At 69.6% G+C, this 13,771-nt stretch carries 9 protein-coding genes; 3 read left to right on the top strand and 6 right to left on the bottom strand.

The window, feature by feature from the left end:
- Positions 1-3,255 carry a type 2 lanthipeptide synthetase LanM family protein gene (locus NR810_RS04085; RefSeq protein ID WP_257448052.1) on the bottom strand — a complete coding sequence of 1,085 codons (3,255 nt, stop codon included), beginning with the start codon at positions 3,253-3,255 and terminating at the stop codon, positions 1-3.
- A gap of 106 nt (positions 3,256-3,361) precedes the next feature.
- The gene (locus tag NR810_RS04080) at positions 3,362-3,607 is read right to left on the bottom strand and encodes a mersacidin/lichenicidin family type 2 lantibiotic (RefSeq protein WP_257448049.1); all 246 of its coding nucleotides are present in this window, start codon (positions 3,605-3,607) and stop codon (positions 3,362-3,364) included.
- Between the two features lie 231 nt (positions 3,608-3,838).
- Between NR810_RS04080 and NR810_RS04075 the strand changes: the two genes are divergently transcribed.
- The gene (locus NR810_RS04075; RefSeq protein WP_257448047.1) at positions 3,839-5,950 is read left to right on the top strand and encodes an HAD-IIIC family phosphatase; all 2,112 of its coding nucleotides are present in this window, start codon (positions 3,839-3,841) and stop codon (positions 5,948-5,950) included.
- Between the two features lie 126 nt (positions 5,951-6,076).
- Positions 6,077-7,501, top strand: coding sequence for an MBL fold metallo-hydrolase (locus tag NR810_RS04070; RefSeq protein ID WP_257448044.1), 1,425 nt, complete (start codon positions 6,077-6,079; stop codon positions 7,499-7,501).
- A 7-nt stretch (positions 7,502-7,508) separates the two neighbouring features.
- On the opposite strand, the gene maiA is transcribed toward NR810_RS04070, so the two are convergent.
- Together maiA and NR810_RS04060 are read right to left on the bottom strand one after the other, a co-directional pair.
- Positions 7,509-8,156, bottom strand: a complete 648-nt coding sequence (gene maiA, locus NR810_RS04065; RefSeq protein ID WP_257448041.1) for a maleylacetoacetate isomerase — start codon at positions 8,154-8,156, stop codon at positions 7,509-7,511.
- The gene (locus NR810_RS04060) at positions 8,153-9,130 is read right to left on the bottom strand and encodes a fumarylacetoacetate hydrolase family protein (RefSeq protein ID WP_257448037.1); all 978 of its coding nucleotides are present in this window, start codon (positions 9,128-9,130) and stop codon (positions 8,153-8,155) included. Before NR810_RS04060 ends, maiA begins: the two co-directional genes overlap by 4 nt.
- A gap of 246 nt (positions 9,131-9,376) precedes the next feature.
- Between NR810_RS04060 and NR810_RS04055 the strand changes: the two genes are divergently transcribed.
- Positions 9,377-9,958, top strand: a complete 582-nt coding sequence (locus NR810_RS04055) for a DUF2378 family protein (protein WP_257448021.1) — start codon at positions 9,377-9,379, stop codon at positions 9,956-9,958.
- 3 nt (positions 9,959-9,961) lie between these two features.
- Here the strand turns inward: NR810_RS04055 and NR810_RS04050 are convergent, their stop codons facing one another.
- Positions 9,962-10,981 (bottom strand): hypothetical protein, encoded by a 1,020-nt coding sequence (locus NR810_RS04050; RefSeq protein WP_257448019.1) that lies wholly within the window; start codon positions 10,979-10,981, stop codon positions 9,962-9,964.
- A gap of 222 nt (positions 10,982-11,203) precedes the next feature.
- Positions 11,204-13,612 (bottom strand): FG-GAP-like repeat-containing protein, encoded by a 2,409-nt coding sequence (locus tag NR810_RS04045; RefSeq protein WP_257448016.1) that lies wholly within the window; start codon positions 13,610-13,612, stop codon positions 11,204-11,206.
- Between the last annotated feature and the right edge of the window lie 159 nt (positions 13,613-13,771).

Genomic DNA, 13,771 nt, shown 5'->3' with positions numbered 1-13,771 from the left:
TTACCGGATCATCCCATCCCTGGCACCCAGGGGCTCCAGCAGCAGGATGTTGGGAACGCGCTCCGGCTCCGCGAAGCGCAGCAGGCCCCAGCCGATACCCGCGAGGCCAATCATCAACCCCGGCGTCTCGATGCCGAAGGGCACCGCGCAGCGCCAGGCGCGCTGCTCGGCACGCGAGAGCACGGCCTCCAGGGTGCCCGAGATGAGAGCATCCAGCCCGTCAGGCGCCTCGCCGAGCGCCCGGGCCTGGACGAGCACCTCCAGGTCTCCGAGGTCGCCGTGGCACAGCGAGTCGTTGTAGCCGAAGCCGTGCCGCAGCGTGCCCGCCACCGCGGCGCGCAGGTCCTCGCGCAACCCGGGCTCGTCCAGGTGCTTCAACGCCCGCGCGCGAGCGAGGCCGATGCCGGGAGCGCCGTAGCACCACGCACAGGTGGACTGGCCAGAGGCCGCCGGGGCCAGGTCGGGGGAGTTGCGCACGTCCCGCCAGTTCTCCTGCTCGGGGGAGAAGAGCGTGCGCTCGTAGGTGAGCGCCTCCCGGGCGGCCTCGCGGAAGCGCGCCTCGCCCGAGGCGCTGGCGAGCTCCAGCAGGGCCCACGCCATACCCGAGGCCCCGTGGGAGAAGCCGCTCAGCGGCCGCGCCGAGGGCACCGTCGTCATCCACCCCGCCCCGCCTCCCTCCTGCGGCTGCCGGGTGGCCAGCAGGTGCTCGCCGCAGCGCACCGCCGCGGCCAGCGCGGGCGCCGAGCCGGTGGCATGGCGCAGCGCGAGCAGGCCGCCAATGCACCCGGCCGCGCCGCCGATGACGTCCAGGTTGCGATCCTTCTCGATGATGGACGGCAGGGTCTCGACGACGGCCTCCGCCTCGGAGAACAGCGCCGGCTCGTTCCACAGCTGGCCCAGCTGCGTCAGCGTGTAGAGGATGCCGCCCCACCCCTCGAAGCCGCCAATCACGTGCATCCGCCCGAGCGCCCAGCTCGTCAGCCGCCGCAGGGTGCTGGAGACCTGGCGCGCGGCCTGGGTGAACCGTTCCTCCCCGCTCACCTGTCCGAGCTGCGCCAGAAAGAGAGTGATGCCCGGCATTCCTCCGTACAAGTCGAGCGTCAGCGGGCTGAAGGGCCAGCGGTTGCGTGAGCCCTGGTGCGCGCCCAACCAGCTGAGGGTCCCATCCCGGGCCACCGCCAGGGTGAGGATCCTGTCCCCGATGGCGCGGGCCGCCGCCACCAGCCGGCCGCGGGCCACCGGCGTCTCACTCCGCCGTGGCGGCGCCTGCTCCAGCTCCAGCGGGACATCCGACATGGAGGACAGGAGAGACGAGCGGATCCACCACACGTCCCGCTCCACCGTCGCCTCGTCCAGCTCGCGCAGGCGGTTCTCGGTGGACTCCAGGCCGGTGCACCACAGGAAGTCCGGAAAGCGCTCCCCGGGCCCGCTCCACAAGTCCTTCGACTCGGGCCGCGTGGTGTAGCGGGGAATGTCCCCACGGTGCAGCGCGGCGCGCTCCGCGCTCGCCACACCCGTCAGGAAGGGCCGGCGCTTCATGCCCATCCACAGGCCGTCGAAGTAGCGATCCCGCTCCAACCCATCGCGCAGCAGGTCCGGGTGGTAGCTCTCCTGGAGGAGCGTGTAATAGATCTGCGTCGAGCGCAGCAGGACGCGGATCTCGTCTCCGACGAAGCGCCGCACCGGTCCGCCGGGCGCGAGAAAGGCGTCGCGCTCGCGCATGAGCAGGCGGCACATGCGGGCATAGCCGTCGCACAGGTCGTCCTGGTAGCGGTGGAGCTTCACCGGCTCGCCGCGCAGCGTGGGGAGGTTGCGCGCGCCCTTCATCGTGATGCGCTTGCGGGCCTGCCGCATGGTGTCGTGGCCCTGCTCCTCCCAATAGGGCACCTCGCGCGGAGTGAGCTGCCCCTCGGGCGAGCCCATCCCCCCCACGTCCACACCCTCGTGGTCCGCGCGGGACCAGGCGACGAGCGGCAGCAGCGCGATCCGGCTGAGGGAGTAGTCGATGATCTGCGTGAAGCGCCGCTCCTCGTCGGTGCGGAAGTTCATCCGGTCGCTCACCTGGGGATGGAAGAGCGTCTCGAGATCCACGACCACCGGGTGTTCCCCCTCAGCGATCAGGTTCTCGTAGTGCATGTCCATGCCGCCCAGTTGCTGGAACAGGGCGAGCTGCGCTCCCAACCGGAAGTAGAAGCGCCGCACGCCCTCCTCGGACTCGCACGGCCGGGCGTCCACGAACTCGCTCCAGCCGTAGCCCTCGCGGGGCAGCAGCCGCAACAGCCGGAAGGCAGGCAGCTCCTCGCGCGCGTTGAGCCACGCCAGCAGATCCTGGAAGTGCGCGTCCACGGCGAGCGGGCGGGGCTTGTAGACCAGCCTGGCGCCCGAGGAGAAGGTGAGCGTCTGGACCATGCGCCCATCGTGGTGCTGGTCCCCTCCGTCACCGGAGAGCTCCGTGAGCAGGCCCGGCTCCCCGGGCGGGAGCAGCTCGCGCAGGGAGGGGCCATCCCCGGCGAGCCGGGTGAGGAACTCGATGCTGGCGTCGCTCCACTGCTCGACGGTCTGCGTGCACAGCCGGGCCAGGACGGAGTACTCCTGGAACAGGGAGAGGACGACCTCGGGCTGGCGCAGGGACTCGACGAAGCTCTGGAAACGCTCCGGACCGCTCTCCCCCTTCAACCGGCCCTGGAGCCGGGCGATGTTCATCTCCAGCACCATCGTGCGGTTGATGCGCTCCAGCAGCCGCCGGGGGAGCGCGGCGAAGAGCATCGGCTCGACGGTATCGGGTGAGAAGAGGAGCGAGGCATGGGTGCGCGCCAGCTCCTTCACGTGGGCCCGTACGCGCGCGCGGCCCCGCTCGATGAGCGGACGCACCGCCTCCAGGAAACCCACCACGGGTTGGCTCTGGAGGTTGGGGGGAAGCGGGAAGGGTTCCGAGGACACCGGCTGGGAGAAGGCCTCGCGGAACACGGACAGCCACGGCACGTGGCCCTCGAAGCGCCGCTGCAGCACGGGAGGCGACTCGGTGAGCAGGTAGCGCAGCTCCGCCTCCGTCAGCCCCTCCGCCTCCAGCCGCTTCTCGAAGGGCACGGCGCCGGACTTGAAGGGCTCCTTCTCACGCCACTTCTCCAGCAGACGCGCCGCCTCTTGCTGGACTCCACCGTCTCCCGCATCCGGCACCCGCTCCAGGCGCTCCCGGCGCTCGCTCAACGTCATTGCCCGGAACCACGCTGCGGATGCGAAGGCGGAATCGGTCATGGGGTGTTCCAGCAGGGGGGAGGCCAAAAAGAAACGGCGCGCGGATGCATGAGGGCATCTCGCGCGCCGAAGCCTACTTCAGGCGGAAGTCAGGACCCGAAACGGCTCAGGTCGACGAGGGGCAGCAGGCCGTCGCCGCCGTGGAGTAGGTGCAGCACGACGTCTTGCCGACGGACACGTCCACGTCGATCACCGCCTCGCTCTCCATCATACCTCCCGCCACGCCCTCGAGATCGCCATCGGTCAGCTCGACGATGCCCGCCGGGTTCACCGGGAGGTTGGCGCGCTCGGACTCGGTGAGGCTCATGCGGTACTGCTCATCCTTCCAGGCACGGACGATATCGACGCTCATGGGCAACTCCTTGACGTGACGGCAGGGGGGTGACGGGTACGGCAACACGAAACCCGAAAGAACCGGAACAGCCGGTCTCGCGGGTTCGTAGGGATATAGTGCAAAACCCCACTGTCCATGTCAACTGGAATTCATCACCGGTATTAAAAGAAGCTGTCCGAAGTCCGTACAGAGGGGCCGTTGACGGTGTGTGCACCCGTCGAATGAACTCCCGTTCTAGGAGAAAACGCGATGGAACGATTCCGTCTCAGCAGGTTCGTGCAACTGCTGCCCTATGGTCAGACGGTCATCATCACCCACGGCCCCCGCCTGAGGCGTGTGGTGGTCACCGAGGCCCTGGCGGAATCCCTGAAGCTCTTCGCCAGCCAGGCGCTCAGCCCGCGGGAGTACGAGGCCTTCTTCCCGACGCCGAAGACGGCCGCCCTCCTCTTCCAGTTCTTCCGGGCGCGGGGACTCATCGTGCCCGACGGGCTCGACGAGTTGGAGACACTCGCGCGGGAGCTGGGGCTCTCGAAGGAGAACGCCGCGGCGAAGAAGGGCAAGGTGCTCGAGGATCGCCACGAGGCGGTGATGTTCGGCAAGGCGGAGAGCCTGTCACCCACCGACTTCGATGCGCGAGACGGGCAGCTCGCTCCGCTGCGGGTGGCCCTCGTCGGAGGGTGCGTGCTCCAGGTCATGCCCGACTTCATCAAGAAGGCGGGACTCCAGCACGGCTACCTCGTGGAGGTCGTCTCCGTCACCTGGCCGGATTCGGCCGAGCGGATCCGCGCCGCGGCCGCGGAGAACGCGGACGTCGTCGTCTTCCACCCCTTCATCCGCCAGAACCTCGAGCCCCTCTGGGACCGGTACCACCTGCTCTCGGAGGCGGAGCGCGACGAGCACCTGGCGAGCCTCATCGAGCAACTGCGCATCAAGCTGGGCGCCTTCACCGAGGGCCGCGCGGGACGCCTGGGGCTGGTCCACAACCTCTCCCTGCCGCAGGTGTCACCCCGGGGGCGCTACGACCTCTCCTTCTTCCAGGCGATGGGCCGCATCAATGACGTCCTGATGGAGCATTGCCGTGCCCACCCGAACATCCTCCCCATCAACGAGGAGGCCATCGCCAGCCGCTTCGGCAAGCAGGGCGTCCTGGACGATCTGCACGACGTCTTCAGCCACCATGGACATGGCCTCGTCGGGCTGAACGAGCTCCCGGAGTGGGCCGACGCCGAGCGCACGAGGGACTTCATCGGGACGCTGGCGGAGGAGTACATCCACGCCCACGAGGTCTGGCTGGGCAAGGGGCAGCTCAAGCTGGTCGTCTGCGACCTGGACAACACGATCTGGCCGGGCGTCGCGGGGGAAGAGGGCTTCTCCTGGTACCACGACGGCTTCTATCTGGGCGGCCCCTTCGAGGGCATCCATCAGGCGCTGCACCTGCTGAAGTCCAGGGGCATCCTCCTCGCCACGTGCAGCAAGAACGACGAGAAGAGCGTCCTCGACCTCTGGCGCCAGCAGTGGCGCAAGGGAGCCCTCGGCCCCGATGACTTCGTCGTCCACCGCATCAACTGGAAGCGCAAGTCCGAGAACATCGTCGACCTCGCCAACCAGCTCGGTGTGGGGCTCGATGCCATCCTCTTCCTCGACGACAACCCCGTCGAGCGCCAGGAGGTGCGCCAGTCCCTGCCCGAGGTCCTGGTCTGGGACGGCCCCATCCACGAGGCACGCGCCTACCTCCTGCGCGAGCACCGGCTGGAGCGCGCCACCTTGAGCGCCGAGGCCCTGAGCAGGACGGAGATGATGAAGGGGCAGCTGTTGCGCGAGCAGTCGCGCGCCTCGGCCAGGTCCGAGGACGAGTTCCTTCGCACCCTGGAGGTGCGGCTCGACATCGCGCCCGCCCTGCCCGACGAGGCGGCCCGCGTCACCGAGCTGATCCAACGCACGAACCAGTTCAACACCACCCTGGAGCGGCTCGCTCCCGACGAGGTGTCACGGCTCGTCGAGCGGGGACGGGTCTGGCGGCTCAAGGTCTCGGACCGGTTCACCGACTACGGCCTGGTCGGTGTCGTGGTGCTCGACGAAGGCGTCCGCTTGATGGTGCTGAGCTGCCGGGTGATCGGCCTGCGCGTCCCCGTCCCGTTCCTCGCGACCGTCCTCCGGGCCTCGGGCATGGCCGGCTCCAATCCCCGGGCCCGCCTCGTCATCGGGCCACGCAACGAGCCTGCCCGCTCCGTCTTCCTCGATACGGGCTTCCAGGCAGCTCCCTCGGAGGACAACCTGTTCGTCCTTCCGAATGCCGAGGCGCTCGCCCCGGTCGACGCGTCCATCTACCGGCTCACCCTCTCGGGAGCCCTGGTGGAATGAAGAGGCCAGCGGCCCCGCGCGGGGGCCCCCCTCTCGTTCCGGCGAATGTCTCCATGGTAACATTTCACGTGGACAGTACCGGGTGCGCGAGCGCGCCGGGTGCCCACTGAACGGGAGTCTCTCCGCATGCGTCTCTCTGGCAGCAGCGTGATCAACCTGAGACCCACGCTGCCATCCCTCCCCTTCGAGGCACTCCTGCGGCAGTGGATGGACGCGGCGTTCGAGCCGGCGGAGTGCAGGCGCCGGCTCGAGAGGCTCATGGAGCAGAAGAAGCTCTCCCCGGCGCTCTTCAACCCGGAGGAGATCGAGAAGGGAGGACGCCCGGCGACCAATGCGTTGCTCTTCGACAGCTTCGCTTCGCCCGCGCGGGATTGGACGCTGTTCGCGCAGGTGAAGCGGGGGCCGGAGGTGCTGCGCGCCGGGGCCCGCCTGCCCATCGCGTCCGTGCCCTGGGTGGCCCAGCTCCTCCGCGCCGCCAGCTACAGCGATGACGTGGACACGCTGCGCGCCATGGTGGCCTCCGGGTTGCCCGGCAAGCTCGGACAGGTCTTCAACGCCTGCCTCGAGCCCGCCGAGGACGAAGCGGAGTACGGCGCCTGGCCGGTGGTCGACGCCCCCGGCATCTACCGCCGGGAGCATGCGAGCCTCGTCATCCGCTCCCAGACCACCACGCTCCTGTTCGATCCCCAGATCTTCACCCTGGGGGAGAGCACCCACTTCTCGCGCTATCCCCGGGAGTCCGGCCCGATCGAGCCGGATGCCATCCTCATCACCCACCCGCACGAGGATCACTGGCACGTACCCGCCATCCTGCGCCACGTGGCCAACCGGAACATCCCCATCATCGTGCCCGTGGTCCCCAGGCCCAACCTGCTCACCCCGGAGGATTTCGCGTCCTCGCTCGGACAGGTCGGGCTCGATGCCAGGGCCGTGCCCTGGGGAGACACCGTGAAGGTGGGGGACATCGAGATCGACGTGCTGCCCTTCTACGGAGAGCAGCCGACCCGCTGCGCGCCAGGGCCCGCCGAGGGGCTGCGCTGCTGGGGCAATTGCTATCGCGTCACCTGCCCCCAGTTCAGCGCGCTGATCCTCGTCGACAGCGGAGTGGATCCGCTGGGGGACATGGTCGAAGCGGTGCGCCAGAGCACGGCACGGCGGGGGCCCGTCGATGTCGTGCTGGCCAACTGCCGGTCGTTCCCGGAGGGCATCAACGTCGGGCTGCCCCAGTACGCCATGACGCTGCCCTTCGAGCGGCTGCGTGCCATGTACGCGGAGAATGCCGGCGGGCGCTGGCTGTCGATGACCCTGGGCGGGCCGGGCGTGGCCGAAGCCTGCATCGCGGCCCAGGCTCGTTACTTCCTGCCCTACGCGCACATGTTCCGGGGCCTCGGCAGGGACGCGGAGGACGACACGCTCGCGGGAATCCGCGCGGGGCTCGCCCAGCGCGGCGCCGCGACGGAGGTCCTGGCCTGGAATCCCGGTGACGTCGCCAGGTTCGACGGCGCGCGGCTGGGGCTCCAGCACGTGGAAGCCCCCAGGAAAGCAGCCTGAGCCGTGTTCAGGCCGGCTGCGCGTCGGGCTGCCGGTCCGGGAGTGCGGCCTGGAACGCGGGGAGGCTGGCGCACGCCGCCTCGATGCGCGTGAGCAGCCCGTAGGGCGCGAGGTCCACCCCGAACCGCCGGGCGCCGTAGAGCTGGGGCACCAGGCAGATGTCGGCGAACGACACCGCGTCTCCCATGCAGTACGTGCCCGCCGTCTCCTGCGCGGAGGCCTGGAAGGCCGCCAGTCCGCGGTCGATCCAGTAGGCGCACCAGGCCTTGTCGTCCCCCTTCAGCTCCCCCTTGATGCGTTGCAACACCCCCAGGTTCTGCATCGGTTGGATGCCCGAGTTCACCAGCTCGGCCAGCATCCGGCAGCGGGCCCGGAGATACGGATCGGCCGGCAGCAGCGCGGGCGAGGGGTGACGCTCCTCCAGGAACTCGAGGATGGCGATCGACTGGGACAGCCGGCGCACCTGGCCTCCCTCGGTGAGCTCCAGCGTGGGCACGGTGCGCATGGGGTTGATGGAGCGGTAGGCCTCGCTGTTCTGCTCGCCCCCGTCCTTCACCAGGTGCACGGGCACGTACTCATAGGACAGGCCCTTGAGATTGAGCGCGATGCGCACCCGCCACGAACACGACGAACGCCAATAGCTGTAGAGCTTCACGTGCCCACCACCTTCTGGGAGATACGCCCGAAGAGGCTGCGCCCCTCCGCGTCCAACATCTCGATGTCGATGGTGTCGCCCACCTTCATGAAGGGCGTCTTGGGCGCACCCGTCTCGATGGTCTCGATCATCCGGCGCTCGGCGAGGCAGGAGATGCCCCGGGCGCGGTCCTCGTTGGACACGGTGCCACTGCCCAGGATGGTGCCAGCGGTGAAGGCGCGCGTCTTCGCGATGTGCTGGATGAGGTCGAAGAAGGAGAAGTGCATCTCCGGGCCGGCGTCCGTGTCACCCACCACCTGGCCGTTGAGGATGGAGCGCAGGCGCAGGTGGACGCGGCCGTCCTTCCACGCGGCGCCGAGCTCGTCCGGAGTGAGGGCGAAGGGGCTGAAGGCGCTGGAGGGCTTGCCCTGGAAGAAGCCGAAGCCCTTGGCCAGCTCATTGGGGATGAGGTTGCGCAGGGTGACGTCGTTGCAGAGCATCACCAGCTTCACGTACTTCGCCGCGTCCTGGGCCTTCGTGCCCAGCGGCACGTCGCCGAGGATGACGGCCACCTCGGACTCGAAGTCCATGCCCCACGCCTCGTCCACCAGGGGCAGATCCTGCGTGGGCGCGAGGAAGGTGCCGGAGCCGCCCTGGTAGACGAGCGGATCCGTCCTCATCGTGGCCGGGGGCTCGGCGTTGCGCGCCTTGCGCACGAGGATGACGTGGTTGAGGTAGGCGCTGCCATCCACCCACTCGTAGGCACGGGGCAAGGGGGAGAGCAGTGCGCGGACGTCGATGGGGCGGCTCTGCACACGGCCGGCCTCGAGGTCCTCGGCCAGAGCGCGCAGCTTCGGCTCCAGCTCGTCCCACTTGTCGAGCGCGGCCTGGAGCGTGAGAGCCACGTTGGTGGCGAGCGCGTAGGCCGAGTTGTCCCGCTTGACGACGATGAGCCGTCCATCGCGGGTTCCGTCGTTGAGGGTGGCGAGCTTCACGCGTCGGACTCCCAGGCGGCCAGGGGGGATTGAGCAGGCGGGCCGGCGCCTTCGCCCCGGGGCTTTTCCGTACCGGGGCCGGGGTGTCAAGCACGGGCTGCCGGCGCAGCGCGTCATCCAGGACCCGCACCCGGGGTGATGGGTTGGGAAGAACACACCCTACCCGGGGTCCCAATTTCTCGACGGAATGCGACAGGGAGTTAAGCTGGAGAGCCTCCGACTCTTCCCCAGGGTAGGACCCAACCCATGCCCTCCAACAAGAACGAGCTCGCCGCTCGCATCGCCGTCACCAAGCCCACCGACGCGGTACGCGGTCTGTTCTTCCGGGTGGTGTTCGATCTCGTCGAGAAGCAGGGGGGCGCGGGAGCGCTGCGTCAGCTCCGCACCGGCACGCTGGCCAGAGACATCAGCGACCTGCGCACCTACCCGGCCTCGGACTACCTGACGCTGCTCTACTCCGCGGCGGACATCCTGGAGGAGAAGATGGGCCACCAGGACGCCGTCTTCAACGCCTGCGGCCGTGCCTGCGTGCGGCGCTTCTCCAGCGGCCCGGGCCAGGTCGTCTTCGGCATCCTCGGCAAGGGAGACCCACAGCGGCTCTTCGCCCAGACGCGCGTGGCCTTCAGCACCGTGGTGACGTACGGCCAGCGCGACCACCGTCCCGCCGGCCCCAAGGCGTGCATCATCGCCTACCGCGGCGACATGCAGCCGCCCGCCTACCACGTGGGCATCTTCGAGGGCGCGCTGGAGGCGCTCGGCTTCAACGGCACCGTCACGGCGAACACGCTCGGCATCGACTCGGTGGACTACGAAATCACCTGGGAGTGAGCGTCACTCCAGGCAGGTGAGCGTCAGCTCCATCACCCCCACCAGGCGCTCCCCCACCGAGGCCCAGCAGTAGAAGCGGTGGTCGCGCCCCTCCACCTCATGCAGGTGGGAGCCGAACGTCACCGTCTCCCCGGCGTAGGCCAGGCTGTCCGCGCGCACCTCGCCCCGCGTCACCAGGTAGCGCGCCGACGCGTTGCCCAACAGCTGGTGCAGCAGCGCGCCCGCCATCCCGGACAGGCCGCTCATCACCACCGCCACCGGCAGCACCGGGTGCATGGCGAAGTGGCCCTTGCACAGCTCCGCGCTCACCGGGCCCAGCGTGGCCTTCAGGCACTCGCCGTCGCGCACGTAGTCCCGCAGCGGCAACGGGAGGCGGTGCGGGTTCTGACGCATGGCGGCGAAGTCGGCCGGCGAGCCCTCGCACCGCGCACGCTCGCGGGGCTCGCGGCGCATGTCCTGGCGCGCGCACTGGAACAGGCGCTGGAAGGCCGCCGCGGACAGCACGTTGTAGTCCACCTCCACCGAGAAGAGCGGCAGGCCCTCCTCGCTGGCCAGCAGCGTGCTCGCCGTGGCGGTGCGCTTGTCCTTGAACTCCGCCCGCGCCGCGCCCCACAACAACCCTGTAGCCCGGGGCAGCGGGCCCTCGTGGAGCCGCTCCAACCGCGCGCGCCGCGCCAGGTAGTAGTGCTGCCCCTCCTTGGGGTTCACCAGCGACGACGCGCACGAGCCCAGGATGGCCAGGTGCCGCCCCACCTCCGCGGCGTTGATGGGCGAGGCCTCCTGCCCCGGCTCCTGCTCCACCGGCACCCGGGCCAGCACCTCGCCCTCACCCACGACCGTCACGTCGCGCAGCGCGAAGTACGGGTCCCTCACGCAGATGCGCGCGTACAGCTCCGACGCGCACAGCACCGGGTGCTCCCGCGTCCCCACCTCCTCGAAGGGCATCCGCCCACGCCAGGCTGCGCCCGGAGCGGAGGTGGTGGACTGCGTGACGGACAGGGGGAGATGAAGTGCGTGACCCATACGTCTTCCCTCGTGTGGAGCCCCCTGGGGATGGGGTCTCCTACGACACCGCGCGGTGTCGGACCCGACACCATGGGTGCACCCTAACCCAGGTCGCGGTCTCTCAGCCAGGGGGGAACTTTGCCGTGAGCCCGAATTCATCCTGGAAATGACACCGGGCCGGACAAGCCGCTGATCTTCCAGCGGTTCTCCGGCCCGGTGGCACTCGTCCTCCGCGGGCTGTCAGAGGTCCGTGGCCGGCGCGGCCGGGGTGGAGAGCGGCAGCGAGATGCCGACGCTCACGCGGATGCCGAAGTTGCACGAGGCCGTGTTGCCTGAAGCATCCCTGGCGGTGCAGGTGACGTTCGTCAGGCCCAGCAGGAAGAGCGCGCCGGAGGGGTGCGAACAGGTGACGGGCACCGGGCCGCAGTTGTCCCTGGCCGAGACGGCGTACTGGATGGAGAGGCCGAGGCTGCCGAGGCCCACCCTGGCATCCACCCCGAGCGGGCAGGAGATGACGGGCTTCGTGGAGTCCACCACGGTGACGATGCCCACGCACTGGGAGCTCGCCGCACCGTCCGAGGCCGTCAACGTGACGGAGTGGCGGCCCGGACCGAAGGAGGCGTTGGGCGACTCGGTGAGGGTGAGCGGCGAGGGCCCGTTGTCCGGGTCGTAGCTGCCGTTGTTCACGCTGGCGCGGCCCTGGCAGGAGTCGCTGGCGGTGACGGTGACGTCGCGGCAGAGGGCCACCGGCGGCTGGTTGCTGGGCGGCGGCTGGCAGGTGAGGTCCACCGTGGCGGAGGCGGCGTTGTTGTCCTCGCGGCACTCGGTGTCGCGGCCCGCGCCCGTGCCGTCGTCGTCCACCACGGCGAACACCTCGGCGCTGCCGGTGAAGGAGGAGGGCATGGAAACCGTCACGAGGGAGCTGCCGCCCACGGGCAGCGCGTCGGCGGCGGTGCCCACGGCGAGCAGCGTGCCGCCCGAGGCCGGGTTGCCCTGGTAGAAGGCCACCTTCACGCCGACGGGCACCGGAGCATCGCCCTGGTTGCGCACGCGCGCACCGAGCGTGAGCACGCCCGAGCCATCACACGAGGCCGTCACCTCGGAGGCGACGAGGTCCGCGGCGGCGTAGGGATTGCCCTGGCCCAGGTAGCCGGCGACGTTGGAGCGGAAGGCGTTGAGCTTCGGGTGCAGCCAGTGGGCCTCCGGGTTGCTGGGGATGGAGCCGTCGTCGTTGACGTTCGTCACCGAGTAGGCGTGCTGGTTCCAGATGCGCCGGGCGCCGGCCCAGCCCTCCTGGGTGTCGTGGTACACGCGGATGCCGTTGAGGCCCGGCGCCGGGGCGGCGTGGTCGTTCTCCACCACGACGATGTCCGCGGCGTTGTCCCCATCCACGTCCGCGACGAGCGGGTACTCGTGCGTGGTGCCCGAGCTGTGCGGCGTCTCCCAGCGAAGCGCGCCCGTGACGCCGTCGAAGATGCGCAGCTGACGCTCGTCGGCGTAGATGACCTCGAGCCTGCCATCCCCATCCAGGTCGAAGGTGGTGGAGGTCGTCTTCCCGGAGCTGTAGTCCCAGATGGGGAAGGTCCACTTCACGGAGCCGTTGGTACCGTAGACGGTGTAGTTCCAATCACCCGCCAGGCCGATCTCCAGCTGCCCGTCACCATCGAAGTCCGCGATGTTGGGCGGGCCGCCGTGGCCGGGTTTGTCGTGGTAGGGCTGATCCGTGCCGGTGATGTGGACCTGCCGGCTCCACAGCAGCGAGCAGTCGTCATCGAGCAGGCTCACCTGGCCATGGCCCGCCACGACGATCTCCCCCGCCGCGTCCCCGTCGAAGTTCGCCACACCCGCGAAGCCGCCCTGGATCTGTGAGTTGGTGCACTTGAGCGAGCCATCGTGCCGGTAGACGGAGCGGCCGTTGATGACCTCCTGCTTGCCGTCCTGGTCGATGTCCGCCGCGAAGGAGACGGGGCCGGTGGCCAGGGCACCATCCATGCCCTCGGAGCCCACCCACTTCAGCGCGCCGGTGTGGGTATAGACGCGGTTGCCGTCGAGGATCTCCACGGTGCCGTCGCCCTCCAGGTCCGCCAGCGAGGGGCCACCCCACTCGTTGTAGTCGTACGCATCCGGGGCAGAGCGGAACTTGAAGGCGCCGTCGTTCTCGAAGCAGATGATGCCGCGGCCGTTCTCCGGAATGCCGCAGATCTCCACCGCGCCGTCACCGTCGATGTCACCGGCGGCGATGCTGGCGGAGGGCTTCACCCGGTGCTCCGGGCCCCCCGCGGCCCACAGCTCGTGACCGTCCCTGCCGCTGATGGCCCGGAGCACCCCGTTGACGTTGGGGTTGCCGCCCGCCTGGGCCAGCGCGTTGTACAGCTCACCATCGAAGGTGCTGAAGACGATGTCCGGCGAGCCGTCCCGGTCCACGTCCACCACCACCGGCGTCATCATCACCTGCCTGGACTCGGGCAGCACCCCGCTCCCCGTCCACGCCCATTGGAGCTCCGGCTCGAAGTGGCCCGTGAAGGGCGGCGGAACCTCACAACGCTCCGAGAGGTGTCTCTCCGCCAGCGCCTTCGATCCGCCCTCCTGCTCCGTGGTGCCGCAGGCCCCCGCCAGCACCATCGTCCCCAGCGCAACGTACATCCGCATATCTTCTCTCCTCTCGCACCCGGGCTTACCCGGCGCACGTCCAACCCCCCCGCGACCCCCACCACGCGGTGAGGGCTCCCGTCCTGGAATTGAGGAGAGCACCGGGAATTGGATCTTTCCCCGGTGATGTAGGACATCTCGGGCACCGCCCCGAGTGCC

The sequence above is a fragment of the Archangium lipolyticum genome, from assembly GCF_024623785.1.
Classification (GTDB): Bacteria; Myxococcota; Myxococcia; order Myxococcales; family Myxococcaceae; genus Archangium; species Archangium lipolyticum.
Note: the sequence above shows the minus strand (reverse complement) of the source record. Positions and strands in the feature narration are given on the sequence as shown.